The organism is Streptomyces sp. NPDC018019 (assembly GCF_044327805.1).
GTDB lineage: Bacteria > Actinomycetota > Actinomycetes > Streptomycetales > Streptomycetaceae > Streptomyces.
In genome coordinates this window covers 72,447-98,928 of record NZ_JBIRGD010000025.1, presented here as the reverse complement: position 1 = coordinate 98,928, position 26,482 = coordinate 72,447, and the positions used below count along the sequence as shown (strand labels likewise).

Annotated in this window: 22 protein-coding genes and 2 tRNA genes; 13 read left to right on the top strand and 11 right to left on the bottom strand. The window is 72.1% G+C overall.

Translation table 11 applies throughout. The features are described from left to right. Positions 1-19: 19 nt before the first annotated feature. Positions 20-1,930 carry a putative bifunctional diguanylate cyclase/phosphodiesterase gene (locus ACH4FX_RS32780; RefSeq protein ID WP_398485064.1) on the top strand — a complete coding sequence of 637 codons (1,911 nt, stop codon included), beginning with the start codon at positions 20-22 and terminating at the stop codon, positions 1,928-1,930. A gap of 249 nt (positions 1,931-2,179) precedes the next feature. Here ACH4FX_RS32780 and ACH4FX_RS32775 read toward each other — a convergent pair whose 3' ends face one another. The 3 genes from ACH4FX_RS32775 to ACH4FX_RS32765 all read right to left on the bottom strand — a co-directional run bounded on the left by ACH4FX_RS32775 (position 2,180) and on the right by ACH4FX_RS32765 (position 5,247). Continuing rightward, positions 2,180-3,343: an LLM class flavin-dependent oxidoreductase gene (locus ACH4FX_RS32775; protein WP_398485063.1), complete on the bottom strand. Its 1,164-nt coding sequence runs from the start codon at positions 3,341-3,343 to the stop codon at positions 2,180-2,182. A gap of 101 nt (positions 3,344-3,444) precedes the next feature. Continuing rightward, on the bottom strand, positions 3,445-4,185 hold the full coding sequence (locus tag ACH4FX_RS32770) for a decarboxylase (protein WP_398485062.1): 741 nt from the start codon (positions 4,183-4,185) through the stop codon (positions 3,445-3,447). A 132-nt stretch (positions 4,186-4,317) separates the two neighbouring features. Continuing rightward, positions 4,318-5,247, bottom strand: coding sequence for a decarboxylase (locus ACH4FX_RS32765; RefSeq protein WP_398485061.1), 930 nt, complete (start codon positions 5,245-5,247; stop codon positions 4,318-4,320). A gap of 207 nt (positions 5,248-5,454) precedes the next feature. On the opposite strand from ACH4FX_RS32765, the gene ACH4FX_RS32760 reads away from it, so the two are divergent. Together ACH4FX_RS32760 and ACH4FX_RS32755 are read left to right on the top strand one after the other, a co-directional pair. Continuing rightward, positions 5,455-6,420: a D-2-hydroxyacid dehydrogenase gene (locus ACH4FX_RS32760; RefSeq protein ID WP_398485060.1), complete on the top strand. Its 966-nt coding sequence runs from the start codon at positions 5,455-5,457 to the stop codon at positions 6,418-6,420. Between the two features lie 45 nt (positions 6,421-6,465). Next, positions 6,466-7,890, top strand: a complete 1,425-nt coding sequence (locus ACH4FX_RS32755; protein ID WP_398485059.1) for an amidase — start codon at positions 6,466-6,468, stop codon at positions 7,888-7,890. Here the strand turns inward: ACH4FX_RS32755 and ACH4FX_RS32750 are convergent. Continuing rightward, a complete protein-coding gene (locus ACH4FX_RS32750; RefSeq protein WP_398485058.1) occupies positions 7,871-8,371 on the bottom strand; it encodes a DUF3830 family protein in 501 nt (166 codons plus the stop codon). The two genes, ACH4FX_RS32755 and ACH4FX_RS32750, sit on opposite strands and share 20 nt — an antisense overlap. A gap of 256 nt (positions 8,372-8,627) precedes the next feature. On the opposite strand from ACH4FX_RS32750, the gene ehuB reads away from it, so the two are divergent. From ehuB to ACH4FX_RS32720, 6 genes are all read left to right on the top strand, one after another. Then, entirely contained in the window at positions 8,628-9,560 is a 933-nt protein-coding gene (gene ehuB / locus ACH4FX_RS32745; RefSeq protein WP_398485057.1) for an ectoine/hydroxyectoine ABC transporter substrate-binding protein EhuB, read from the top strand. After that, positions 9,557-10,288, top strand: coding sequence for an ectoine/hydroxyectoine ABC transporter permease subunit EhuC (ehuC, locus tag ACH4FX_RS32740; RefSeq protein WP_398485056.1), 732 nt, complete (start codon positions 9,557-9,559; stop codon positions 10,286-10,288). Before ehuB ends, ehuC begins: the two co-directional genes overlap by 4 nt. Beyond that, a complete protein-coding gene (gene ehuD, locus ACH4FX_RS32735) occupies positions 10,285-10,938 on the top strand; it encodes an ectoine/hydroxyectoine ABC transporter permease subunit EhuD (RefSeq protein ID WP_398485055.1) in 654 nt (217 codons plus the stop codon). The genes ehuC and ehuD overlap by 4 nt, the downstream gene beginning before the upstream one ends. Continuing rightward, positions 10,928-11,743 carry an ectoine/hydroxyectoine ABC transporter ATP-binding protein EhuA gene (gene ehuA / locus ACH4FX_RS32730; protein WP_398485054.1) on the top strand — a complete coding sequence of 272 codons (816 nt, stop codon included), beginning with the start codon at positions 10,928-10,930 and terminating at the stop codon, positions 11,741-11,743. Before ehuD ends, ehuA begins: the two co-directional genes overlap by 11 nt. 321 nt (positions 11,744-12,064) lie before the next feature. Beyond that, on the top strand, positions 12,065-12,823 hold the full coding sequence (locus ACH4FX_RS32725) for an IclR family transcriptional regulator (RefSeq protein ID WP_398485053.1): 759 nt from the start codon (positions 12,065-12,067) through the stop codon (positions 12,821-12,823). A gap of 112 nt (positions 12,824-12,935) precedes the next feature. Continuing rightward, positions 12,936-13,009 (top strand) — tRNA-Lys (locus tag ACH4FX_RS32720). 61 nt (positions 13,010-13,070) lie between these two features. Here ACH4FX_RS32720 and ACH4FX_RS32715 read toward each other — a convergent pair. The 6 genes from ACH4FX_RS32715 to ACH4FX_RS32690 form a co-directional block, all read right to left on the bottom strand. After that, positions 13,071-13,658: a lytic polysaccharide monooxygenase gene (locus ACH4FX_RS32715; RefSeq protein WP_398485052.1), complete on the bottom strand. Its 588-nt coding sequence runs from the start codon at positions 13,656-13,658 to the stop codon at positions 13,071-13,073. Positions 13,659-13,833: 175 nt separating this feature from the next. Continuing rightward, complete coding sequence (locus ACH4FX_RS32710; RefSeq protein WP_398485051.1) at positions 13,834-14,427, bottom strand: lytic polysaccharide monooxygenase; 594 nt, start codon at positions 14,425-14,427, stop codon at positions 13,834-13,836. A gap of 238 nt (positions 14,428-14,665) precedes the next feature. Beyond that, positions 14,666-15,790: a hypothetical protein gene (locus ACH4FX_RS32705; RefSeq protein ID WP_398485050.1), complete on the bottom strand. Its 1,125-nt coding sequence runs from the start codon at positions 15,788-15,790 to the stop codon at positions 14,666-14,668. Between the two features lie 48 nt (positions 15,791-15,838). Next, complete coding sequence (locus tag ACH4FX_RS32700; protein WP_398485049.1) at positions 15,839-16,729, bottom strand: C40 family peptidase; 891 nt, start codon at positions 16,727-16,729, stop codon at positions 15,839-15,841. Between the two features lie 52 nt (positions 16,730-16,781). Continuing rightward, on the bottom strand, positions 16,782-18,116 hold the full coding sequence (locus ACH4FX_RS32695; protein ID WP_398485048.1) for an SPFH domain-containing protein: 1,335 nt from the start codon (positions 18,114-18,116) through the stop codon (positions 16,782-16,784). 344 nt (positions 18,117-18,460) lie between these two features. Next, positions 18,461-19,843 carry a peptidoglycan-binding protein gene (locus ACH4FX_RS32690; protein ID WP_398485047.1) on the bottom strand — a complete coding sequence of 461 codons (1,383 nt, stop codon included), beginning with the start codon at positions 19,841-19,843 and terminating at the stop codon, positions 18,461-18,463. A 332-nt stretch (positions 19,844-20,175) separates the two neighbouring features. Between ACH4FX_RS32690 and ACH4FX_RS32685 the strand changes: the two genes are divergently transcribed. The 4 genes from ACH4FX_RS32685 to ACH4FX_RS32670 all read left to right on the top strand — a co-directional run bounded on the left by ACH4FX_RS32685 (position 20,176) and on the right by ACH4FX_RS32670 (position 25,338). Continuing rightward, positions 20,176-20,249 (top strand) — tRNA-Lys (locus ACH4FX_RS32685). A 125-nt stretch (positions 20,250-20,374) separates the two neighbouring features. Further along, positions 20,375-21,055 carry a FadR/GntR family transcriptional regulator gene (locus ACH4FX_RS32680; protein ID WP_398485046.1) on the top strand — a complete coding sequence of 227 codons (681 nt, stop codon included), beginning with the start codon at positions 20,375-20,377 and terminating at the stop codon, positions 21,053-21,055. A 351-nt stretch (positions 21,056-21,406) separates the two neighbouring features. Beyond that, positions 21,407-23,368, top strand: coding sequence for a glycosyltransferase family 2 protein (locus ACH4FX_RS32675; RefSeq protein WP_398485045.1), 1,962 nt, complete (start codon positions 21,407-21,409; stop codon positions 23,366-23,368). Continuing rightward, the gene (locus tag ACH4FX_RS32670; RefSeq protein WP_398485044.1) at positions 23,365-25,338 is read left to right on the top strand and encodes a galactose oxidase-like domain-containing protein; all 1,974 of its coding nucleotides are present in this window, start codon (positions 23,365-23,367) and stop codon (positions 25,336-25,338) included. Before ACH4FX_RS32675 ends, ACH4FX_RS32670 begins: the two co-directional genes overlap by 4 nt. Positions 25,339-25,404: 66 nt before the next feature. Here the strand turns inward: ACH4FX_RS32670 and ACH4FX_RS32665 are convergent, their stop codons facing one another. After that, positions 25,405-26,472, bottom strand: a complete 1,068-nt coding sequence (locus ACH4FX_RS32665; RefSeq protein ID WP_398485043.1) for a glycoside hydrolase family 6 protein — start codon at positions 26,470-26,472, stop codon at positions 25,405-25,407. Between the last annotated feature and the right edge of the window lie 10 nt (positions 26,473-26,482).

Below are 26,482 nucleotides of genomic sequence, written 5' to 3'. Positions count from 1 at the left end.
CGGAACGACGCTCTCCGCGGTGACGGAGCGTAATGAACCGACCAAAGAATCGGCCGCGGGCCCGGACGACGCCTCCGGCCCCGCCCACACCGCCGGCCCGGACGCGGCCGACGGCCGGACCCGGCCCGGCGGACGGCCGGGCACCCACGACGAGCCGCGCGCGGCCGGCCGCCCCGAGCCGGACGCCTGCGACGGCTCTGCGGCCTCGCTGCGCGACTACCGCGCCGCCTTCCAGGCCGCCCGCGTCCCGCTGGCCGTACTGAACCGCGACGGCCTGGTCCTCGCCGCCAACCCCGCCTTCGGGGAACTGGTCGGCGCGGCCCCCGACGACCTGGTCGCGGCGACCGCCGCGGACCTGACCGAGCTGGGCACCGACCCGCGCATCTGGGCCGCCTACCGGGAAGTGCTGTGCGGCCACAGCGACCGGCTGCGCTGCACCCGGCGTCTGAAACATCCGGACGGGCAGTTCCTGTGGGCCGAGGTGACGGTCGAGCCGCTGCCGGACGAGGACTGCGTCCTGCTGTCGGTCTCGGACATCAGCGACCGGCACGACCTGCTGGCCCGGCTGCGCCACCTCCAGATGCACGACCCGGTGACCCGGCTGCCCAACCGCGCGCTGTTCTTCGAACGGCTGGCGGGCGCGCTGGAGACGGCCGCCTTCGAACAGCACGGCACGGGCCGCGTCGGCCTGTGCTACCTCGATTTGGACGGCTTCAAGGCCGTCAACGACACCCTCGGCCACCGGGTCGGCGACCGGCTGCTGAGCGCGGTGGCCCAGCGCCTGACGCACTGCGCCGAGAGCCTGGACGGGCGCGGCGCGGTACGCGGCCGCAGCGGGCACCTGGTAGCGCGGCTGGGCGGCGACGAGTTCGCGCTCCTGGTGGAGGACTCGGCCGGCACCGAGCAGCTCGCCGAGCTGGCGCAGCGCGTGCTGGACGCGCTCCAGCGGCCGTTCGACCTGGCCGGGCAGCGGCTGTCGGTCTCCGCGAGCATCGGCGTCGTGGAGCGCGCGGCGACCGGCACCACCGCCACCGGCCTGATGCAGGCCGCGGACACCACGCTGTACTGGGCCAAGGAGGACGGCAAGGCCCGCTGGACGCTCTTCGACCCCGAGCGCAACGCCCACCGGATGACCCGCCAGGCCCTGTCCAGCACCCTGCGGCCGGCCGTGGACCGCGGCGAGTTCACCCTGGAGTACCAGCCGCTGGTCGGGCTCGGGGACGGGCGCGCGAAGGGCGTCGAGGCGCTGGTGCGCTGGCGGCACCCGCAGTTCGGCACACTGTCGCCGAATCGGTTCATCGGATTGGCCGAGGAGAACGGCTCGATCGTCGAACTGGGCCGCTGGGTGCTGGCCCGCGCCTGCCACCAGGCCCGCGCCTGGCAGCTGGCGCGCCCCGGCGCCGATCCGCTGTTCGTCAGCGTGAACGTGGCCGTGCGGCAGGTGTGGGACTCCGACCTGGTCGCCGACGTGGCGGGCATCCTCGCCGAGACCGGGCTGCCGCCGGCCCTGCTCCAGCTGGAGCTGACCGAGTCGGCCGTGATGGGGTCGGCCGGGCGCCCGCTCCAGGCGCTCCAGGCGCTGAGCGAGATGGGCGTACGGATCGCCATCGACGACTTCGGGACCGGCTACTCGAACCTCGCCTACCTCAGCCGGCTTCCGGTGTCCGTGCTGAAGCTGGACGGCTCCTTCGTCCGCGGCTTCCGCTCGCAGGAGCACCCGAACCCGGCGGACGAGACGATCGTGGAGGCGCTGGTCTCACTGGCGCACCGGCTGGGCCTGACGGTCACCGCGGAGTGCGTGGAGAGCGCCGAACAGGCGGAACGGTTGCGCCGCATCGGCTGCGACACCGGGCAGGGGTGGCTGTACTCCCGCCCGGTACCGCCGGACCGGGTGTGCGAACTGCTCGGGGCGGGGCGGAGCGGCACGTAGCCGCGGCGTCCGGGGGCGGGCGGACCGGCACGCTCTCCCGCCCGCCGAACCGGGAAAGCAGCGGACGACCGGCGCCCTTCCCCGCCCGCCCGACCGGACGAGCACCGGGCGGACCGGCGTACTCCCCTACTCGTCGGAGCCCGGGAGGGAGCGAGCGGCGCACCGCGCTCCCCCGCCCGCTCCGGTGCCCCGGCCCGCTCGATTGCGTTCGACCGCCCGTGCGGCAACCGGACGCCCGGCCACCGGTTGCTACGCCGTCGGCAGCCCGTACGCGTCCGCGATCAGCTCGTACGAACGCAGCCGGACGTCGCCGCCGTGCGCGTTCGCCGTGAGCATCAGCTCGTCCGCGCCGGTGCGCTTGGCGAGGGCGTCCAGGCCGCTGCGGACCGCGTCGGGGGTGCCGTGGACGATGTTGGACAGCCAGCCGTCGACGAAGTCGCGCTCCCGCTCGCTGAACGCGTACGCCTCGGCCTCCTCCGGGCTCGGCACCAGCCCGGGGCGCCCGGTCCGCAGCCGGAGCATGGACAGCGCGCCGGTGAGGACCTGGCGGCGTGCCTCCTTCTCGTCCTCGGCGGCCAGCGCGGCGACGCCGATCAGGGCGTACGGCTCGGCCAGGACGGCGGAGGGCCGGAAGGACTCGCGGTACAGGTCCAGCGCGGGGATGGTGTTCGCCGCGGAGAAGTGGTGCGCGAAGGCGAACGGCAGCCCCAGGCGGCCGGCCAGCTGGGCGCTGAAGCCGGAGGAGCCGAGCAGCCACAGCGGCGGCCGGTGCGCCGACTGGACCCCGCCCGGCGACGTGGCCTGGACCGGCCCCGGCACCGCGTGGATACGGCTGTACGGGTGCCCGTCGGGGAAGTCGTCGTCCAGGAAGCGGGTCAACTCGGCGAGCTGCTGCGGAAATTCGTCCGCGCCCTCGTGCAGGCGATCGGTACGGCGCAGCGCCGCCGCGGTGGCGCCGTCGGTGCCGGGCGCGCGGCCCAGGCCCAGGTCGATCCGGCCGGGGGCCATCGCCTCCAGGGTGCCGAACTGCTCGGCGATCACCAGCGGCGCGTGGTTGGGCAGCATGACGCCGCCGGAGCCGAGCCGGATGCGGTCGGTGTGGGCGGCGAGGTGGGCCAGCAGGACCGCGGGGGACGAGGAGGCCACGCCGGGCATCGAGTGGTGCTCGGCGACCCAGTAGCGGTGGAAGCCGCGGCGCTCGGCCGTACGGGCGATGCCGACGGCGGTGCGTACCGCCTCGGAGGCGGTGTGCCCGGCGCCCACGGTCACCAGGTCGAGCACGGACAGGGGCACGGGCGCGGTGCCGTGGGCGGTGCCTCGGATGCCGTCACCCGGTGCCCCGCCGGTCCCGCGGTTCTCGTCGGTCCCCCGGTTCTCGCCGGTGCCCCGGATCTCGTCGTGGTCGCCGCTCACGGTGCGGGCCCTCCTCGCGTTCGCTGGTCTGCCCGGCGAACAACCGGAGCAGTTCTCCGGTTATTCCCGGGCAGGCCGGGCGGGCCCTCCGGCGGCCGCCGCTACCCCACGGCGGTGGGCAGCGAGGACCCGGCGAACAGCGTGCCCAGCGCCGGGCACGCGACCGTGCGGTCCAGCAGCCGCAGCCCCTCCCAGGCGGTGGCCTGGTTGGCGGTGAGCACCGGCTTGCGCAGCGCCGCCTCGATGGCGGGGAGGTGGGCGGCGGTGTGCAGGGCGGTGTCCGGCAGCAGCACCACCTCGGCGTCGGGGTGGTCCCCCGTACGGGCGAGCAGCAGGACCTCCTCCAGGCCCCAGGTGCCGACCTCGGCGGCGGTGATGATCCCGCTGCCGCGCGTCGAGACGACGTCCGCCCCCGCGGACTTCAGGAAGGCGCGGAAGCACTCGGCCACGTCGTCGGGGTAGGTCGCGGCGATGGCCACCCGCTCGGCGCCCAGCGCCCGGACGGCGTGCGCGAAGGCGAAGGAGGTGCTGGAGGCGGGCAGCCCGGCGGTGGCCGACAGCTCGCGCACCTGCTCCTGGGCGCCTTCCCAGCCGAAGACGAAGCTGGCGCTGGTGCAGGCCCAGACGACGGCTTCGGCGCCGCGGGCCTTCAGCTCGGCGACACCGGCGGCGAGCCGGGCCGCGGAGCCCATCTCCAGCAGGGCGTCGACGCGGTGGGCGTCCTCGCCGATGTCGGTGTGGACGAGCGGCAGGCTCAGCCCGTTGCCGAGGAGGGCTTCGAGCCGGGGGTAGTCGTCCTCGGCGGAGTGGCCGGGGTAGAGGAAGCCGACCGTGGATGCCATGCACGTCTCCTGACGGGGGGATGCGGGTGGGGGTGTGCACTGCGGCCGGTGCGCCGCCGCGGGCGCTTGGGCGCCGGGCGCGCGGATGGCCGCACCGGGGACGGCGTCCTGCCGGGCGCCGCCCCGTACGTCTCAGACCGGTGTGGCCGGGCCGGGTTCCTCCGGGGGGTGAAAGGGCGGCGCGTCCCGTCCGTCGGCCTGCTCCGCCTCCGGCGAAGGGGCCGGCGAGCCGGCGAACGCCGCCTCGGGAGGGCCGCCCCGCCTCGGTATCCCGGCGCCCTCCTCGGGCGCCCAGGAGGCGGTCATGGCGGCCGGCCCCCGTCTGGCGACGGGGTCCACCAGCGCCTGGTACGGGCCGACCGCGTCCGCACCGATGGCCCGCAGGGACGCCCACATGGTGACCTGGTTGGCCGACAGGACCGGCATCCGCAGCTCGGCCTCCAGCTGCGGGATGACGTCGTACGTCGGCAGGTTCGTACAGCTGATGAACAGGGCGTCGGCGGCGCCGACGACGGCCTGGCGGGCCATGTCGACGACGTCCCGGTACGGCACCTTCCAGATGTGCCGGGTCAGGCCGAGGTAGGCGCGGCCGGTGACGGTGACGCCGGCCTCCCTCAGATACTCCTCCAGGGAGTCGGTCACCGACTTGGTGTACGGCGTGACGACCGCGATCCGCCGCGCGCCGATCTCGCGCAGCGCTTCGAGGAGCGCGCCCGAGGTGGTGAGCGCCGGGAGCTGCTCCCCCGCCTGGGTCATGGCGGCGCACATGGCGCGCTCGCCGGCCACGCCGCCGACGAAGCTGCCGGAGGTGCAGGCGTACGAGACGACCTGCGGGGAGACGGCGCACAGCGCCTGGACGGCGGCGTGCAGGGTTTCGTGTTCACTGACGAGGCGGGCCAGGTCGAGGCTCACCTCGACCGGTACGAAAGGGGTTCGAGTGAGGTGGAGGGAGACATCGTCGGGGACCCAGCGCCACAGCTCGCGGTCCAGGGCGAAGTCGAACGGGGCGACGACACCCACACCGAGCTGAGGCTTCGGTCCCCCCAGAAATGAGACGTCCATGAGGCCCCCAGAAGAGCGAAGGGCTGGTAAGGGCAAGGCCATTGGCCAGGGGTTTGCTGCGACCGGCACAAGCCGGGGACGTCGGGACAGAGCCGTTGTTGACACGGTAGTTACGACTTCTTAGCGTGGTCAATCCTCGCATCTCAGGCATCTGTCGGCGCCTCCTTTCATTCAAAGGGGCTCACGTTTCAGAACGGTTTCTGGCCTATGTCCGAAAGCACCGTCCTTGTCCTTGGTTCCGACCCGCCTCCGAAGCTGGACCGGCTCGCCGGCCGCGCCCGGGTGGTGTTCGCCGACGACACGACCCTCGCCGACCGACTGCCCTCCGCGGACGTGTTGTTGGCCTGGGACTTCACCTCCGACGCCATCCGGGACGCCTGGCCGGGCGACGGCCCGCGACCCGTTTGGGTGCACACCGCCAGCGCGGGCGTGGACCGGCTGATGTGCCCGGAGCTGATCGCGGACGGGACCCTGGTGACCAACGCGCGCGGGGTCTTCGAGCAGCCGATCGCCGAGTACGTGGCCGGTCTGGTGATCGCCATGGCCAAGGACTTCTACGGAAGTTGGGAGCTCCAGCGGCAGCGGCGCTGGCGGCACCGGGAGACGCTGCGGGTGGCGGGCAGCCGCGCCGTCGTGGTGGGCTCGGGGCCGATCGGCCGGGCCATCGGCCGGACACTGCTGGCACTGGGTGTCACGGTGGAGCTGGTCGGGCGGCGGGCCCGTACGGACGACCCCGACTTCGGCCGGGTGCACCCGAGCGGCGCACTGGACGGTCTGCTGGGCACGGCCGACTGGGTCGTGTGCGCGGCGCCGCTGACGGACGAGACACGCGGCATGTTCGACCGGGCCGCCTTCGGCCGCATGCGGCAGCGGGCCCGCTTCATCAACGTGGGGCGCGGGCCGCTCGTCGTCGAGGACGACCTGGTGGCGGCGCTGCGCGAGTGGCGGATCGCGGCGGCGGCGCTGGACGTCTTCGCGCACGAGCCGCTGACCTCGGACAGCGTCCTGTGGGACGTACCGCACCTGATCGTCTCGCCGCACATGAGCGGCGACACGCTGGGCTGGCGGGACGCGCTGGCCGACCAGTTCGCGGACAACTTCGACCGGTGGGCGGCGGGCGAGCCGCTCACCAATGTGGTGGACAAGCGGCTGGGCTACGTACCCGGTGCCTGATCTTCCGGGACCGTGGAGGCGGAGCGTTCGTGGATGGAGGTCGGGATGGCTGAGGTGACGGATCTGGCCGACTGCTCGGCGGTGCGGCTGGTCGCCGGGTACGCGGCGGGCGAGTTCTCGCCGGTCGAGGCGGTGCAGGCGGTGATCGAGCGGGCCGGGTGGGCGCAGGAGCGGGTGAACGCCTTCACCCGGATCGACGCGGACGCGGCGCTGGCCGCGGCGAAGGAGTCCGAGGAGCGGTGGCGGTCCGGGCGGCCGGCCGGACTGGTGGACGGGGTGCCGGTCACGGTCAAGGATCTGCTGCTGACGCGGGGTGTGCCGACGCTGCGCGGGTCGCGCACGGTGCGCGAGGAGGGCGTCGCCTGGGACGCGGACGCGCCGTCGGTGGCGCGGCTGCGCGAGCACGGCGCGGTCTTCGTGGGCAAGACCACCACGCCCGAGTTCGGGTGGAAGGGCGTCACGGACAGCCCGCGGCACGGGGTGACGGGCAATCCGTACGACCCGTCCCGGACGGCCGGCGGGTCCAGCGGCGGCAGCGCGGCGGCCGTGGCGCTCGGCGCCGGGCCGCTGAGCCTGGGCACGGACGGCGGCGGGTCGGTCCGCATCCCCGCCGCCTTCTGCGGGATCTTCGCGCTGAAGCCGACGTACGGGCGGGTGCCGCTGTTCCCGGCGAGCCCGTTCGGGACGCTGGCGCACGTCGGGCCGATGACCCGGGACGCGGCCGACGCGGCGCTGCTGATGGACGTGATCACCGGCGCCGACTGGCGGGACTGGTCGCAGCTCCCGCCGCACACCGGGTCGTTCCGGACGGGGCTGGAGCGGCCGGTGGCCGGGCTGCGGGTGGCCTACAGCCCGTCGCTGGGCGGGGACGTGCCGGTGCGGCCGGAGATCGCCGCGGCGGTACGGCGCGCCGTGGACCGGCTCGCCGAGCTGGGCGCCGAGGTCGAGGAGGCGGACCCGGGTATCGAGGACCCGGTGGAGGAGTTCCACACGCTGTGGTTCAGCGGCGCCGCCCGGGTGGTCCAGCACCTGAGCCACGCGCAGCGCGAGCTGCTCGACCCGGGCCTGAAGGAGATCTGCGCGGAGGGTGCGCGGCGCAGCGCGCTGGACTACCTGGCGGCGGTGGACGTGCGGATGGCGCTGGGCCTGGCGATGGGCCGCTTCCACAGCACGTACGACCTGCTCGTCACGCCGACCGAGCCGATCACCGCCTTCGAGGCGGGGGCCGAGGTGCCGGCCGGGTCGGGACACACGCGCTGGACGGGCTGGACGCCGTTCACCTACCCGTTCAACATGACGCAGCAGCCCGCCGCGACCGTGCCGTGCGGCGTGGACGGGGACGGGCTGCCGATCGGGGTGCAGCTGGTGGGCGCGCGGCACGCCGACGCGCTGGTCCTGCGCGCCGCGCACGCCCTCTACGCGTCGGGCGCGGCGGACCTGCCCGCGCCGCCTACGCCCGGCGGAAGTTGAGGGTCTCCCCCAGGGCGCCGGCGCGCCACAGGTCCTGGCAGGCGTCGGCCATCCGGTCCAGGCCGTCCACCACCGAGCCCCACACGATGCCCGGGACCCAGCCCGCGTCACCGTTGATCAGCAGGTTGTTGCGCTCGTAGAAGAGCGCGAGGTCGACGACGGTGGCGCGGCCCTGGTGCTTGGCCTCCCGCTCGTACCCGTACGAGGCGGTGCCCAACTGGGTGTCGCTGAAGGTGAAGTAGCACAGGTCGCCGGGGATGGGGGTGATGGTCGGGTTCTCCAGCGGGGGCTCCTCCGGAGCGAACGGCGGGACCAGGGCGTAGATCTCGTTGCGGGCGTACTTGGCGTGGTAGACGTCGCCGCCGAGGGGCAGCGCGTCCCAGACGGCCCGGCAGGTGACCGGCGCGCGGTCGTCGAGCAGCTTCGCCGTGCAGCTCACGCCCCGCTTGTCGAGGGAGACTTCGATGAAACGGTCGGCCATGGTGCCTCCTAACGGTGCTTTGCGGACCCATGGTGGACCAGCGGGCGGCCCCTTGCACAACAGCCACAGCGGCGCGGCGCACGCCCTTTCCGGACGCCCCCGCCCGGCGCCGAACCGCCTGCACAGGAGGGGAGTTAAGGGCCCGAACGGATGTCGTATGCACGCATGACCGGCCCGCACCACGGCCTCGCACCGCTTGCATCAAGGGCCGGAAACGACCGGCATGAATTTCCCGCGTTCGGGTAGTCGCGCGCCCATGGCTCCACCACAGGGGAACAGCTCAGGAAGAGACGCATCAGGGTTCCGCCGCCGCTCGCTGCTTGCAGGAGCGGCGGCGCTGGGTTTGACAGGGGCACTCGGAGCGGCCACCACCGGTTGCTCGCGCGTGGACATCACCGGGGCTACGGACGGGGGACACCTACTCGATGATCTTCGCAGCAGGAAAGTCGTACGGATGGGCATCGCCAGCGAGCCGCCCTACGCGTCGATCAACAGCCAGGGCGAGCTGACCGGCGAGGCGCCCGCCGTCGCCAAGACGATCTTCCAGCGGCTGGGGGTGCAGCGCTTCGAACCGGTGCCGGTCGAGTTCGGCGCCCTCGTGCCCGGCCTGCACTCCTTCCAGTACGACGTGATCGTGGCGGGCATGTTCATCAACAAGGCGCGCTGCCAGGCCGTGCTGTTCTCCGACCCGGACTACGAGTCCAAGGACGGCTTCCTGGTGCCGAAGGGCAACCCGAAGAAGATCAACTCTTATGAGGACGTGGCCCGGGGCGGCTTCCGCATGGGCACCGGCATCGGGTACGCGGAGATCGACTACGCGGTCGGCAACGGCGTCGCCAAGGGGCGGATCCAGACGTACGGCGACCAGATCGCCGGCATGGAGGCGCTGGAGGCGGGCCGCATCGACTGCTTCGCCGGCACCGCGCTGACCATGATGGAGGCGCTGAAGACCGGCAAGCACCCCAAGGTGGAGATGACCCACCCCTTCACGCCGGTGGTGGACGGCAAGCCGCAGCGGGACGGTGGCGGTTACGGCTTCCGGATCGGCGAGACGAAGCTGCGGGACGCCTTCAACCGTGAGCTGCACACGATGAAGCGGAGCGGCGAACTCCTGCGCATCGCCCGGCCCTTCGGGTTCACCGAGGAGTTCATGACCGACCTCACGGCGAAGGAGCTCTGTGCCCGGTGACCGGAGCGTTGTGGGAACTGTTCTTCAAAGGCGTGTGGATCACCGTCCAGCTGATGGTCTACAGCGCCCTGCTGGCCGCCGCCGTCGCCTTCGGCATCGGCATGGCCCGTACGTCCCGGCTGTGGATCGTACGCTTCCTGTCCGGTGTCTACGTGGAGTTCTTCCGCGGCACCTCGGCGCTGGTCCTGATGTTCTGGCTGTTCTTCGCGCTGCCGCTGCTGGGCTGGCAGCTCGCCGGGATCTGGGCGGGCACCCTCGCGCTCGGGCTGTCCTACGGGGCGTACGGCTCCGAGGTCGTGCGCGGCGCCATCCAGGCGGTGGCCCCCGCCCAGCGTGAGGCGGCCATCGCGCTGAGCTTCACGCCCTGGCAGCGGATGCGCAAGGTGATCCTGCCGCAGGCCGTGCCGGAGATGCTGCCGCCGTTCAACAACCTCCTGATCGAGCTGCTCAAGGGCACCGCCCTGGCCTCGCTGCTGTCCATCGGGGAGCTGACCTTCCAGGCCAAGCTGGCCCGGCTCTCCACGGGCCAGAGCGCCCAGGTCTACGGGATCATCCTGGTCCTCTACTTCGTGATCGCGTTCGTGGTGACCCGGATCATGCGCCTTCTGGAACGCCGGGCCAAGGCGTCCATCGGCCGCGCGCCGGAGAGGTCCGGCTGGTTCTCGCGCCGGCTGCCGATCACGGAGCAGGGCCCCCAGGTGATCACCGCTCCCGGAGGTAAGCCGTGAACAACTGGTCATGGGAGTACGTCGGCGACATCCTGCCGGACCTGCTCCACGGCTTGTGGATCACTGTGCAGGCGACGCTGCTCGGCTCGCTGGTGGCGTTCGTGCTGGGCCTGGTGTGGGCGCTGGCGCTGCGCTCCCCCAGCCGGTGGGTGACCTGGCCGGTCAGCGTCGTGGTGGAGTTCGTCCGCAACACGCCGCTGCTGGTGCAGCTGTTCTTCCTCTTCTTCGTGCTGCCCGGCTGGGGTCTGACCTTCGACCCGCTGACCACCGGCGTCATCGGCCTCGGACTGCACTACTCGACGTACACCGCCGAGGTGTACCGGGCGGGCATCGACGGTGTCCCGGAGGGCCAGTGGGAGGCGGCGACCGCGCTCAGCCTGCCGCGCCGGCGCACCTGGACCGCGGTGATCCTGCCGCAGGCGTTCCGCCGTGTGGTCCCGGCGCTCGGCAACTACGTCATCGCGATGTTCAAGGACACGCCCATGCTGGCCGCCATCACGGTGGCCGACCTGCTCTTCCAGGCGAACAGCATCGGTGCGACCACCTTCGACTACATGGAGCCGATCACGGTCGTCGGCGTCCTGTTCGTCGTGATCTCCTACCCCACCTCCCTTCTCCTGCGAGTCCTGGAGCGTCGCTTTGTCCGATGACAGCATCCCCAAGAAGGCCACCGTGGGCACCGAGGAGGACGGCCCCGAACTGGTCCGCTTCGACCGGGTCACCAAGCGCTTCGGGACGCACACCGTCCTGGACTCGCTGGACATGACGGTCTACTCCGGCAAGCACGTCACGCTGATCGGCCCGTCCGGGTCCGGCAAGACCACGATCCTGCGGCTGCTGATGACGCTGCTGAAGCCGGACGAGGGAAAGATCAAGGTCGGGGACGCCTATCTCACCCACGAGGAGAAGAACGGCACCCTCGTACCGGCGAGCGAGAAGCACTGCCGGGAGGTCCGCAAGAACATCGGGATGGTCTTCCAGCAGTTCAACCTTTTCCCCAACATGAAGGTGCTGCGCAACATCACCGAGGCGCCGGTGCACGTGCTCGGCCTGGGCAAGGACGCGGCCGAGGAGCGGGCCCGCGGGCTGCTGGACCTGGTCGGGCTGACGCAGCATCTCGACAAGTACCCGTCCCAGCTCTCCGGCGGCCAGCAGCAGCGGGTCGCCATCGCGCGCGCTCTGGCCATGCGGCCGCAGGTGCTGCTGCTGGACGAGGTGACCAGCGCGCTCGACCCGGAGCTGGTGGCCGGCGTCCTGGACGTGCTGCGCGACATCGCGCACACCACCGACATCACGATGCTCTGCGTCACCCACGAGATGAACTTCGCGCGGGACATCTCCGACTGCGTGATGATGTTCGACCAGGGGCGGGTGATCGAGTTCGGGTCCCCGGAGAAGATCTTCAGCGAGCCGGAGAACGACCGCACCCGGGAGTTCCTGAGCGCGGTGCTCTGAGGAGCGGTGTCGCGACGCACCGAGGGGCGGCGCGGTGCCCGGACGCGGCTGCGGTCGTCCTCCGGGCGCCCGCCGGCCCGGTGCCGCGCCCGCGACGTCCGTGGCACCGCCCCCGAATGACGTCGGCATATGCCAGCGGGGCACGCCGCTGGACAGGTGGTTGGCGGTCCGCCCTTTTCGGTCAAGACCCCCTCCAGCGGGCGGCTTTGGCCGCTATCGTGGTACGTGCCCCGCTGCCCGTGATCGGCCGGTAATGTTCGACGGTCGTGACCGCCAGCGACGGCAGCGACGCAAACGGTCACAACCTGCTAGGGGGACACCGTGGCGCTGAAGCCCGAGCCGACCGCGCCGTTCCACTCGGTGCAGTACGCCCTCCGCGTGCTCGAAACCATCGCCCGGCACGCCGGTGGCGTGACGGACGTGCAGATCGCCCGCGAGACCGGCCTGCCGACCGGGCACCTCGCCCACATGCTGGCGATGCTGCGCCGCGAGGGCTATGTCGCGCAGGTCGCCGACGGTGCCTACGTCGTCGGCGAGTCCCTGATACTGCTCGGCTCGGGCGGCGACCGCGAGGAGGCACTGCGCGACAAGCTCCAGCGCACGCTCGTCGAGCTGCGCGACTCGGTCGGCGCGGCGGTCTACATCAGCCGGTACATCGACGGCGAGGTCAAGATCCTCCACTACGCCGACGGTCCCCGGGCCCCCAAGGTCAACGAGTGGGCGGAATTCCGCCGTACGGCACATGCCAGCGCGGTGGGCAAGTGCCTGCTGGCGCAGCTGGACCACGACGGCCGGATGGATCACCTCTCCCGCCACAAGACCGCCCGCCTCACCTCCCGGACGATCACCAACGAGAAGGTGCTCTTCCACAAGCTGGACAGCCAGCCGCCGACGGTCCCGATGCTGGACCTCCAGGAGTACGCGGTCGGCACGGTCTGCGCGGCCGTACCGATCACGGCGGGCGCCACGGTCGGCTGCCTGGCCCTGTCCATGCCGCTGGAGCACGCCCACCGGCTGCGGCAGGCCGCCGACGCGCTGAACCGGCGGGCGGCCCCGGTGCTGCTGTCGCTGTCGCTCTGAATCCCGGCGGCCGGGACGCGGGAGCGGGGCTCCGGGAGCGCGCTCGGCCGCCCGGTCCGGGCGGTGGTCAGAAGCACCCCTCGGGACCAGGTAGTATTTCTTTCGTCAGCGAGCGCCGCTAGCTCAGTTGGTTAGAGCAGCTGACTCTTAATCAGCGGGTCCGGGGTTCGAGTCCCTGGCGGCGCACCTGAGGACGGGCCTCCCGGAGCACAGCTCCGGGAGGCCCGTTCGTGTTGTCCGGGGCCGCTCAGTACTCCACGTCCGAGCAGGCGTAGAAGGCGTTGGCGGTGTCGGCGATCGTCCAGACGCCGACGATCAGGTGCCTGCCGGTCTTCCCGCCGGGCAGCGTGCCCTGGTGCGAGAGGGTGGTCGGCGGCTGCTGCCCGTTGTAGGGGACGGTCAGGAACGGGGTGAGTTCCAGGTCGGCCCGGGTCACCGGGCGGCTGGGGTTCCAGCCGTTCTTGGTGATGTAGTAGCGGAAGTCCGTGGTGCGGTGCGGGGCGGTGAAGCGCCAGCGGAAGGTGTAGGTGCCCGCGCTCACCTTGGTGGCGGGCCACTGGCCGCCGCGCGGATCGTCGAGCTCGGCGAAGCGGCCGTTGCCGCCGGCGCAGATCCTGCCGTCGGCGGGCCCGCCGTTCGGGAAGCCCTTGGGGCCCTCGACGCTCTGCGGCTCCCACTGGATCGCGCCGCAGTTCTTCACCGTGCCGTTGGCGCACAGTTTCTGTCTGCTGATGGGGGCGTCGGTGTAGCCGTGGCCGGTGGCGCCGCTCGTCGCCAGGACGGACGCGCCGATGACACTCAGGCCGATGACGGCCGCACTGATCCTTTTGCGCATGCTTCGCTCCCGGAATGAGGGGGTTTCCTGCGAGCCGAGTGCACTGCGGTCCAGACCAACCAGCAGAATATTCCCGCCGGTCGGTGCTGCCTAGAGGAGCGGAGCGGCCGGTTCGGCGACGGGACCGGGCCTCCCCGGAGGAAGGACAGGGAGGCCCGTGGGAGCTCCGGCGCGGTTACGAGAGGTTGACGTCGGAGCAGGCGTAGAACGCGTTGCCGGTGTCGGCGATGTTCCAGACGCCGAGGATGATGTGGTGGCCGTGCTTCTGGGTGGGCACCGTGCCCTGGTGCTGCACGGTCGCGGCCGGCTGCCGCCCGCCCATCGGCACCGTCACGAACGGCTCGGGTTCGAGGTCCGCCCGGGTGAGCGGCTTGCTCGGGTCGTAGCCGTCCTTGGTGATGTAGTAGCGGAAGTCCGTGGTGGCGTGCCGCGCGGTCAGCCGCCACTGGAAGGTGTAGCCCTGGCCGCCCCTGAGGTTGGTGGCGGGCCACTGGCCGCCGCGCGGGTCGTCCAGCTCCTTGAACCCGCTGTTGCCGCCGGAACATATCCTGCCGTCGGCGGGGCCGGCGGCCGGGAAGCCCTTGGGGCCCTCGACGCTCTGCGGCTCCCACTGGATCGCGCCACAGTTCTTGACCACGCCCTTGGCGCAGAGCACCTGGCGGCTGGGGGGTGCGTCGCTGTAGCCGTGGCTGGACGCGCTGCCGGTGGCGAACAGGGAGACTCCGGCGATGCCGAGACCGACCACGGCAGCACTGAGCTTCTTGCGCATGCTTGGCTCCTGAAGAACGAGGGGGTGTTCCGTGAGCTGCTGTCTTGCGTGCTGTGCGGTCTAGACCAACGCGAAGACTAGTGACGCCGCATGGACATGTCCAGACCAATAACAGGCGCACGGCCGGTTGACGCCGGGGTACGGCCGGCCCACCCCTCACCCGCGTACGGCACCGCCACACCGCTCTGATCACGCCACGGCCCCACGGACCTCCCGTGGCCGGAACACCCCCTCCGGATCAGGCCACGGCCGACAGCTGTCCCCCGGCCGGCCGGGCGGCGGCACAGTGCACCAGGCCCGCGTACGTACGCCGCAGCGCGATCAGCGATTCCTGCGCCTCGCGATAGGCGGCCGCGTCCGGGCCGCCGCGGTGCGCGAGGGTGCGGACCGGCGCGCAGTGCCGGTTCAGCGCGCTGAGCCAGGCGCGGTGCCGGACCGGCAGGTGGCGGCGCAGCCGGTGCCGGCCGGCGTCCCCCATCCGGCGTCCGCCCGCGCAGAGCACCGCGTCGGCCGCCTGGAACACCGGCGGCTCCAGCGCGCCCAGCCCGGCGAGTTCGGCGAGCACCACGCCCTGCCACTCCGGTGCCGGGGCCGCCCGCAACACCGCCGCCTCCGCCCGGAGCTGGGCGCGCAGCGCGTGCTGGACCCGGATCAGGCGGCGCAGCGCCGTACCGGTGGACGCGTCCCCGGGGGCACGCCCGGCGAGCGTCCCGGCCAGCCGGAACAGCCAGATGCCATGGGCCTCCAGCCGGGTGGTGGCCAGCATCAGCCGGTCCAGCCGGCCGAGCGGCTGCCCCTGCGGCGACCAGCGCACCACCGGGACGAGCCCTTCCGTACGGGCGAGCTGGTCGATGGGCAGATGGCGGCGCGGCTTGCGTTCGGGCGCCCAGTTCAGCAGCGCGAGCGTGGGCAGCGCGACGAACTGCTGGTGGTCGACGCGGTGTCCGACGGCCGACCACAGGTCGAGGAACGCCAGGTCGGCGGTGTGCCGGGCGGTCGGTACGAGCGGGTCCAGGCCGCTCCAGCCACAGGCCGCCGCGATCACCGCCACCCGCAGGGACGCGGCGTCCGCGTTGCGCGGCGACAGGCGGGAGACCCGCTGCCGCAGCGCGGTCAGCACGCCGTCCCGGCCCGCGTGGGCGACCAGGGCGCGGGCGGTGTCCCGGTCCGGGGCGGTGGCGACGGCCCCGGCCAGTTCGTCCAGCCACGCCCAGGTGCCGATCATCGTCCGTACGGGCGGCCGCTCGGGCAGGAAGCCGTGCGTCCGCAGGTCGGGTATCCGGCCGGGCAGGTCCGTCGCGGGGTCCGCGGACGGTTCGCCGGAGCGGGACGGCGGAACGGTGGCCTGGGCTGTCGGCGCCATGACGGACGACCTTTCTTCTGGGGCGGGTCTGCGCGGCGTAGGGCGGGGTCAGCCGACCCGTCCGTACAAGGTGGGGCGGTAGGCGGCGAAGGAGGAGATGCGGACCGCCCGGCCGGACCGGGGCGCCTCCAGGTACCGGCCGTCGCCCAGGTAGATCGCCACGTGGTGGATGCCGGACGGGGAGCCGTTGGACGACCAGAAGACCAGGTCGCCGCGGCGCAGCCGGTCGCGCGAGATCGGCGTCGAGGCGCGGTACTGGGCGTCGGCGACCCGCGGCAGCGAGATGCCCGCGCGCTGGTAGGCCTGCTGGACCAGACCGGAGCAGTCGAAGGCGGACGGGCCGTTGCCGCCCCACGCGTACGGCTTGCCGATCTGGGCCAGCGCCCACTGCACGGCGGCCTCGGTGCCGTACCGGACGGGGGTGCCCGCACCGCTGCCGGACTCCGGGCCCGTGCGGGCGGGCGCGCCGCCCGTCGCACCCGTATCGCCGGTACGGGCCTCGTAGCGCTCCCGGTGGCTGGTCCACCACCAGCTGCCGTTCTGCCGGTACCAGTACACCCGGTCGGTCGCGTCCCAGCCGGACCGGCCCCGGAAGGTGGGGTGGGGGTTGTGCCCGCGCGCGGGCGCGGCGGACGCCGCCGCGGAGCCGCCGCCCGAACCGCCCGTGTGGCGCACGTACTTCCCGTAGTGGCTGGTCCACCGCCACCAGCCGGTGGCGTCCTGGTACCAGTACTTCGAGCCGTCCCAGCCCGCGTGCCGGGGCGCCGATTCGGCGCTCGCCGCACCCGCCGCCGCGCCGACCAGCGTCACCGCGCCCACCGCCGCCGCGACCGCGCCGCGCACCGTGCACCGCGGCCGGCTGCCGCCGTTGCGCGCGGCGGACTCGACCGCGGCCCCGCTGCAGAAGGCGCACCCGCAGCCGTCCGTTATGTCCTCCACAAACACCGGTGTCCGCATGTCCTGCCTGCCTCTCCGCTTCCGTCAGCTCTCGTCAGCTCTTGGCGGCGGCGCTGCCGCGCGCCGTGTAGAACGCCACGGTCAGGTCCTTGACCAGGGCTTTCCGCTCGTAGTCGTCAAGTTCGACCAGCCCTCTGCTGGTCAGCCGGTGGACGGTGTCGTCGACCGCGTCCACGACCGAGGTCAGTACGCTGTCGCGGTGCTTGGCGTCGATCGCCGCGATCTGCCGGCGCTGCATCGCCGCCGCCACCTCCGGCGCGTACTCGATCCGGGTCGGCTGGACGGAGAACACTTCGATGCCGACCGGCCGGCAGTCCGCCGACAGGATCCGGGTGAGCGCCTCGCCGACCGCCTCCGAGTCCCGCAGGGTCGGCGCCTCCTCGTGGAAGGCGTCGGCGGGCAGCTGCGAGAGCACCCGCGCCATCGCCGACTCCACCTGTTCCCGCAGGTAGGCGGTGTGGTCGCGGACGGCGAGCAGCGCCCGCGCGGTGTCCCTGACCCGCCATACGACGAGCACCACGACCCGCAGCTGGATGCCCTCCGCGTCGACCGCCGGCATCGCCTCGCTGCGCCAGTGCCGCAGCCGGACGTCCACCCGGCGGCGCAGCACCAGCGGGCTGATCCACACCAGGCCGGTACGGCGGACGCTGCCGCGGTAGCGCCCGCAGAGGCTGAGCACCCAGGCGCTGCCGACCCGCCCGCGGGCCAGCCCGCCGAACGCGCACAGCGCGAGCACGCCGCCGAGCCCGGCCACCGCCCATTCCCACAGGTGCGGGGCGGGACCGACGTCGATCGCCAGTCCCGTGGCGCGGACGACCGAGGCGGGCAGCATGCCCCGCCACCACAGGAACGCCACCGTGCCGGCGACCGTCAGCAGCCCGGCGAACAGGGCCAGCCAGCCGGACACCGAGAAGCCGCGGTGCTCCACCAGGCCGGGGTCCACCTTGGGGGAGCGGCGCTCGCCCGTCCCGGAACGTTCCCGCGACCACGCCGGGCGGTCGCCGGTACCCGCGTTCCGGTCCCCGCCGGTGGCGGGGCCGCCGTCCGTACGGGACCGGCTGCCCGCGTCGACCACGCCGAGGGCGCCGTCGAGCGCGGCGCGTTCCGCGGTGTCCAGCAGGTCGGTCGCGGCGGCGATGCCGGCCACGGCGGCGTCGGCGGGGGTGGGGGTGGGGGTGGGCCGGGCGGGTTCCGGGGCCGGTGGCAGGGCCGGCACCCGCGGCTGCTCGGCGGTGTCCGCATCGGCGGACGCCGCACCGGCCGTGTCCTTCGGGCCGCACGCGCCGGGCCGTTCGTCCGCGTCTTCCGCACCGTCCGGCGTCCCGGGCGCCTCCTCCCCGTCCGGATCGGCGCGGAAGAGCATGTCCATGGGGATGCCGTCGCCGTACCGCGCGGGCCGGGAACGTGCGGTCCAGAGGGGGTGCCGGGGGGCGGTGGTGCCTTCGGGGGCCGGCGCTGAGGGCCGCTCAGGAGACGTCTGGACTCCTTCGTCTGATGCGCCGTCAGCACGTTCCTCCGCCGGTCCTGGAAGGTCTTCCGGCCCTGCTTCCGGCGCTCCGTCGCCCGGTTCCGCCTCCCCCGCGCCCCCGCCCTCCCCCGCCGCGCGCGGCGTGCCGCCCGGATCGTCGGCCGGTGCGTCCGCCGGTGCGGTCTTCGTGTCCGCTGTCCCGGACTCCGTTGCCATCGTGGTCTTCGTCGCCATCGTGCGCTCCGTCATCGGAAGAGTCGCCGCCATGTCTCGGGGCCGGGGTAGCCGTCGGCGTCCCGGCCGGTCCAGCCCTGGGCCCGCTGGAACGCCTCGACGTTGCGGCGGTCCGCCTCCGTCCACCGGGGGCCGGGGCCGGAGGTGTAGTACGTGCCGAAACCTTTGGTCACCAGCTGCTTCCCGAGGCTGGTGACGTAACCGTTGGACTGGCCGGGCCGGAACCAGCCGGTGCCCGGGAACGCCGTGCCGCCGCCCGACGGGCCGCCGCCGATGTCCCGGCCCACCCCGTTGACCAGGTACGACCAGGTCGACGGGCCCGGGATGCCGTCCGCGTCAGCGCCGCTCCAGCCCTGTGCCCGCTGGAACGCCTCGGTGGCCCGGCGGTCCGCCTCGGTCCAGCGCGGCCCCGGCCCGGAGGTGTAGAACCGGCCGCCGCCGCGGGCCACCAGCATCCGGCCCAGCCGGGTGACGTACGCGTTGTCCGCGCCCGGCCCGAAATGCCCGGCGCCCGGGAACGCCGACGTACCGCCGTCCGTTCCGCCGCCCGGATCGCCGCCGTCTGCCAGCCCGCGGTAGCGATAGGCGACGTACCGCGTGGAATTGCTCCAGTAGGCGTACGGGGTCGGCCGTTTCACCGTGTGCGGCCGGGTCTGCTCGTAGGCGATGTAGCGCGTACGGGAGGAATCGGTCCAGCCGCCGAAGAGGGTGACGTGGGAGCCCGCACCCGGATTCGCCGGGTTGTGGAACAGCAGTATGTCGCCGGGCCGCAATTCGCTCTTCGATATGCGGATGCCGTACTGGGCGAGGCTTCCGGTCCACTGGTTGCCGCCGAGGTTCCAGGCCATCGAGATGAATCCCGAGCAGTCCTGGCGGTAGCCGTCAGACCAGTAGCGATGCATGTCGTACGGGACCCGGGCGCTGATCCAGCGCTGGGCCCGCGCGATGATCTGGTCCCGGGTGAGGGTCCGGGTGGCACGGGCCGCGGTGACGGCGCCGCGCCCGCTGCCCGCTCCCCCGTACAACCCGCCGACCTGCCCTTGCGGGGTCGCGCCGGACGCCGGGAAGGCGGCCGGTACGTCCGGTCCGGGGGCCGGGGACCGCAGGAGGCCGTGGGTCGCGGCCGGGGAGGAGGAGGCCCGGCCGGAGCCGCCGGCCGGGCCCGCGGGAGCGTCGCCGCCGAGCGCGACGGCGTGTCCGGCGCCGGAAACGCCGCTGCTCAGGACCGTTCCGGCGGTCGCGACGAGGACCAGCGCACGGCGGGCGCCGTGCGCGCCGGGGTAGCCGCCGTCCCGGACCGCCGGCCCCTGCTGGAGTGCGCGCCGCCACTGGACGCAGCCGCCGCAGGAGCAGGCGCCCGCGGGATCGAATTCCACGAATACCGGCACCGCCATTTCAGTTCCCCTCCTGGCCCGTTCCGTTCCCATTCGCCTTCGCACCTGCCACAGCTTCTCAACTGGTAGGCGATACCGCATGTTGACGGGGCAACTGATGATCATGTACCACGAAACGATACTCACAGACCAAAACGGGCACGCGATCCGGCGAAGGTCCCGAGATCACGGGACTTTCGCCCCGACGCGCAGGGACTTCCCGGCCCGGCGGCAACGGCTCCCGAATCCCCCGGAAAGACGGTGACCGAGGTCACACATTCGGCCGGTCCGGACGGCCGGACAGGTGGTCAGGAGCACCCCTGGAGTTCGTGTAAAGTTTTCCACGTCAGCGCGCGCCGCTAGCTCAGTTGGTTAGAGCAGCTGACTCTTAATCAGCGGGTCCGGGGTTCGAGTCCCTGGCGGCGCACGTCACACCGAGGCCCCTCGCAGCTGCGAGGGGCCTCGGTGCTGTTGCGGCACACCCCGCCGGCTTTCCGGCGCCGGGCCGGTGGCTCGCTGGTCAAAACGGTGATCGGGGTGCACAGTCGCACAATGGCGCGCGACATCCAGGAGCGGATCAAGAAGCTCATCATCGACCGACGGCTGGCTCCCGGCGCCCCGCTGCCCACCGAGACGGACCTGATGGCGCTGCTCGGGGTCAGCCGGAACTCCGTGCGCGAGGCCCTCAAGGCGTTGCAGGCGATGGGCATCGTGGAGATCCGGCACGGCTTCGGCACCTACGTCGGGGCGATGTCGATGGCCCCGGTGACCGAGGGGCTGGCCTTCCGTACGGTGGCCGGGCACTACCGCGGCGAGGACAGCCTGCTCCAGCTGCTGGAGCTGCGCGAGGCGGTGGAGACCGGGCTGATCGCGCGGCTGGCGGGCCAGGTGCCGGAGGCGGACCTGGCGGAGCTGGACGAGCTGGTGGCACGGATGGCGGCGGAGGCCGCGGACGGCGCCGTGCGCGCCGACACCGACCGGGCCTTCCACGCGGCGCTCTACCGGGGGCTCGGCAACCGGCTGCTGAGCGAGGTGCTGGACGCGTTCTGGGAGGCGTTCCACCGCGTCCGCACGGACCTGGCCGGACTGGGCGCCGATCCCCGTATCACCCACCGCCAGCACGCGGACATCCTCGCGGCCGTACGGGACGGTGACGCACAGCGGGCCGAGGAGGCCGTACGCCGCCATTTCGACAACATCCGCCAGCGACTGCGCAGTTCGGGTCCGAGATAACACCCACTCCGACCTGACCCGTCCATCAATGCACTTGCATGTCCGGTAAACTCCTCGTTTCACCCTTGCGATCAAGATATGAGGTTCGGGACCCTGACGGGATACTGGAGCCCAACTGAGCCTGTGCACGCTCAAGTTGGGTGACGTACCGGTTGCGGTGAGTGGGGATGTGGGGACCCCGCTGCACGGGACGCGAGTCGGAGCGGGAATCATGCAACCGGAAGGCGGCCGTCCTACGTCTACGCCGTAGGCGGCCGACACCACTTGCGCCCGGGTCGGTCGAGGGGGACCGAAGGCTCGGGCCATGAGAAGAGGGCACGCAGCCAGCATGCGTGCCGGGGGGATGGACTCATGACGTCGCCGCCTACCGGCGCCCGGCAGGAGCATCAGTACGACCCGTCCGCGACCACGCGCCTGCGCGTACCGCGCCAGCACTGGCCGCGCCGGCCGCAGCGCAAGCCGCTGCCGCGCTACGACTACGAGCACTACAGCCGCCTGGCCGGGCCGCTCACCCAGCCGGACCCGGACAAACCCTACAAGGTGCGCTACCGCAGCCTGCTGGCGGACGAACCACACCGAATACGCGCGGCGTTGCTCCTCGGCGCCGCTCCCCTGCTCTCGCTCGGCCTGCTCGCCTGGCTGATGCAGCCGGCCCACTGGACCGAACGCGACTACCCCGCCTACGACTTCCTGCCGGCGCTGGACACCGTCATGCTGGTCTCGATCGGACTGATCGAGTTCTTCCGGTGCATGAACGTGCTGTCCAACGCGCACGCCACCCTGGTCGCCCGCGACCCCATCCCCGTCGTCCCCGAACACGGCACCCGCGTCGCCTTCCTCACCTCCTTCGTGCCCGGCAAGGAGCCGCTGGAGATGGTGACGAAGACACTGGAGGCGGCCGTCAAGGTGCGCCACCGCGGTCTGCTGCACGTCTGGCTCCTCGACGAGGGCGACGACCCGGACGTCAGGGCGGTCTGCGAGCGCCTGGGCGTCCACCACTTCACGCGCAAGGGCATCCCGGAGTGGAACCGGAAGAAGGGCCCGCACCGCGCCAAGACGAAGCACGGCAACTACAACGCCTGGCTCCAGGCGCACGGTGACGACTACGACTACTTCGCCTCCGTCGACACCGACCACGTACCGCTGCCCAACTACCTGGAGCGGATGCTCGGTTTCTTCCGCGACCCCGATGTCGGCTTCGTCATCGGGCCGCAGGTGTACGGGAACTACGACACGTTCGTCACCAAGGCGGCCGAGTCGCAGCAGTTCCTCTTCCACGCGCTGATCCAGCGGGCCGGCAACCGCTACGGCGCGCCCATGTTCGTCGGCACCTCCAACGCCGTACGCATCAAGGCCCTCAAGCAGATCGGCGGCCTGTACGACTCGATCACCGAGGACATGGCGACCGGGTTCGAGATGCACCGGCACCGCAACCCGGACACCGGGAGGAAATGGCGCTCGGTCTACACCCCCGACGTGCTCGCGGTCGGCGAAGGGCCCACCGCCTGGACGGACTTCTTCACCCAGCAGCTGCGCTGGTCGCGCGGGACGTACGAGACCATCCTCAAGCAGTTCTGGAAGGCGCCCTTCACCCTGCCCCCGGGCAAGTTCTTCAACTACACCATGATGGTCATCTTCTATCCGATGTCCGCCCTGAACTGGATACTGGCGGCGCTCAGTTGCGCGCTGTTCCTGGGCCTGGGCGCCTCGGGCGTGCAGATCGACCCGTCGGTGTGGATGATGCTGTACGGCAACGCCTCGGCGCTCCAGATCGGGCTGTACGTGTGGAACCGCCGGCACAACGTCTCGCCGCACGAGCCGGAAGGCTCCGGCGGGGTGGCCGGCATGGTGATGTCCGCGCTCTCCGCGCCGATCTACGCGCGGTCGCTGTTCGACGCGGCGCTGCGCCGCAAGAGCAGGTTCGTGGTGACGCCGAAGGGCGACTCCTCCAGCCCGGACACCCTGTTCGGCACGTTCAGGGTGCACCTGTTCTTCATCCTGGTCTTCGGCGGCTCGCTGGGCGCCTCGTTCTACTTCGGGCACAGCCACCCGGCGATGATCACCTGGGCCTCGCTGGCGCTGCTGATCACCGCGGCGCCCCTTTTCGCCTGGCGCTGGGGCATCCGGCAGGACAAGCGCGGGAAGACCGGCGGTGACCGGCCGACGGCGGGCGGCGGGGCACAGCAGGCGCCGCACCCGCAGCGGCAGCCCAGCTGGGCGATGCCCGCCGGGTACGGCGCCCCCGGCGCCCCGGACCGCCCCGGCGCCGCCGACCGGACCGCGCAGACCGCCCTTGGGGGACGTCGCCCATGAAATACCGTCCGAGCCGGCGCACCCGCAGAGTCGCGATAGGCGCGGCGGTGGTGCTCGCCCTGGCGGGGATGAACGGCCCCGCCCTGTTCGGCTTCGTCTCGGAGCAGTACCACCAGTACAAGATCAATCAGCCCGAGTACAAGGCGGCGAACGGCCACTGGGACGTGGTGGACGTACCGCCCGAGTACAAGATCAACACAATCCACGCCGCGCTGCTGCACACCGGCAAGGTGCTGCTGGTCGCCGGGTCCGGGAACAACGCCAAGAACTTCGCGGCGAAGTCGTTCCGCACCGTCCTGTGGGACCCGGTGAAGAACACCTTCAAGAACATCCCCACCCCGAAGGACCTCTTCTGCGCCGGCCACACCCAGCTGCCGGACGGCAAGCTCCTGGTGGCCGGCGGCACCCAGCGCTACGAGAAGCTCGGCGGCGACGTGAAGAAGGCCGGCGGGCTGATGATCGTCTACAACGAGAACCCGGACGCGCCGAAGACCTTCCCGGCCGGGACGCTGTTCACCGGCAAGCAGAACGGCAAGACCTTCGAGTCCAAGGACCCGGTGGTGGTGCCGCGCGCCAAGAAGAAGGTGGATCCGAAGACCGGCAAGGTCACCGTCACGCACAGCGAGGCGCGGGTCTACGTGGAAGCGCTCAAGGAAGGCCGCGCGTACTCCACCGGCGCCCAGGACAACTACCGCATCCAGGGTCTGACCGGCGCCGACGCCCGGAACCTCTACGGCATCGCGCAGAAGCTGTCCTTCGACAAGAAGGACTTCCAGGGGATCAAGGACTCGTTCGAGTTCGACCCGGTGGCCGAGCGCTACATCCCGGTCGACCCGATGAACGAGGCCCGCTGGTACCCGACCCTGACCAGCCTGGAGGACGGCAAGGTGCTGTCCACCTCCGGGCTCGACGAGATCGGCCAGGTCGTCCCGGGCAAGCAGGAGATCTACGACCCGAAGACGAAGAAGTGGACCTACCTGCCCAAGCAGCGCTTCTTCCCGACCTACCCCGCGCTCTTCCTCACCGACAAGGGGCGGCTGCTCTACACCGGCTCCAACGCCGGGTACGGGCCCGACAACGTCGGGCGCACCCCGGGCATCTGGGACCTGAAGACCAACAAGTTCCAGACCATCCCCGGGATGAGCGACCCGGACGTGCTGGAGACCTCGATGTCCGTACTGCTGCCGCCCGCACAGGACCAGCGGTACATGGTGCTGGGCGGCGGCGGGGTCGGCGAGGACCCGAAGGCGACCGACAAGACGCGGCTGGTGGACCTGCACGCCGGCCAGCCGCGTTTCAAGGACGGGCCGCCGCTGTACGCGAAGGCGCGCTACCCGAGCAGCGTGATCCTGCCCGACGACACGGTCCTGACCACCAACGGGTCGGGCGACTACCGGGGGCGCAGCGACAGCAACATCCTCAAGGCCGAGCTGTACGACCCGAAGGCCAACACCTCGCGGCCGGTGGCCGATCCGCTGGTGGGGCGCAACTACCACTCCGGCGCGCTGCTGCTGCCGGACGGCCGGGTGATGACGTTCGGCTCCGACTCGCTCTTCGCCGACAAGGACAACACCAAGCCCGGCGTCTTCCAGCAGCAGATCGACATCTGGACACCGCCGTACCTCTACCGGGACTCCCGGCCGGAGCTGACGGACCCGGGGCCGAAGACGGTGCAGCTGGGCGGCTCGGCCACGTACCGGACCAAGCACGCCTCGTCCATCAAGAAGATGCGGCTGATGCGGCCGGGTTCGTTCACGCACGTCACCAACATCGAACAGCGGTCGATCGCGCTCGACTTCAAGGTGTCCAAGGACGGCGTCACGGTGACGCTGCCGAAGGACCCGACGCTGGTGCCGCCGGGCTGGTACATGCTCAACGCCGTCGACGACCAGGGCACGCCGTCCAAGGCGGTCTGGGTGAAGGTGCCGACGGCGTCCAAGGCGCAGCTGAAGGGGCTGGGCCTGAACTGAGCCGGTGCCGGTTGCGGGGTGCTCCGGACTCCTCCGGGGCACCCCGCGGTCTCGCTCCCGCTCCGGCTACTTCGCGGCCCGGGCCAGCTCCAGTGCGTAACTCGCCCACCACTCGCCCGCCTTGGGGCCGCCCTTGCACGTCCCGTCCGACTCGCCGGGCCGCTTTATCCACAGGTAGGCGTCCACGAGGGGGTCGCCGGTGCGCGTCGTCGGCGTCGCGCCCAGGGCCCGGCCGGGCGGGTTGCACCAGTTCTCCGGGTCGTCGCCGCCGGGGGCCGGGCCGTTGCCGTTGCGGCTGGTGTCGATGACGAAGTGCTTGCCGCCGACCATCGAGGACAGCCGCTTGCCGTACTTCTTGTTCTCCTCGGTGGTCTGGAAGTTGGAGATGTTGAGCGCGAAGCCGTCGGCCTTGTCGATGCCGGCCCGCTTCAGCGGCTCCACCATCCGGCCCGGGTCCTTGATCCAGTGCGGGTTGCCCGCGTCCAGGTACACCTTGGTGTGCGGCAGGGCCTTGAGCTTGCCGACGGCCTCCGTCAGCAGGGCGTAGCGCTCCTCGTGGAACTGCTCGGGGGTGCACTTGTCCTCGATGTGCGGCAGCGCGTCCGGCTCCAGGACGACCGTCGTCGGGCGGTCCCCGATGCCCTTGAGCACACCGTCCAGCCAGGCGCGGTACGCGTTGCCGTCCGCGGCGCCGCCCTTGGAATAGCTGCCGCAGTCGCGGTGCGGGATGTTGTACAGGACGAGCAGGGCCTCGCGGCCGGCCTTGGCGGCCGCCTCGGTGAAGCCGCGGGCCTCCTTCTCCGGGTTCTCGGCGCCTATCCATTCGGCCACCGGCTGCGCGGCTATCTTCTCGATCTGGCGCGCTTCGTCGGACTTGCCGTCCTTGGCGTACGCGGCGGCCTGCCGGGCCGCGTTGCCGTCCGGGTTGACCCAGTACGGCACCGTGGACTCGGGCTGCTGCCCGGGCCTGGCCCCGGCCTTCCCGTCGCCCTCGCCGCCGTCGGACGACCCGAAGCACCCGGACACCAGCAGCAGCGCCCCCAACGCCGATGCCGCGCCGAACGCGCCGCGCCGCCGGGCAGCGCGGCGCTCACCCGGGGGACCGCCCCCGGATCCCCGCACGTTGCCGTACATCCACTCCCCC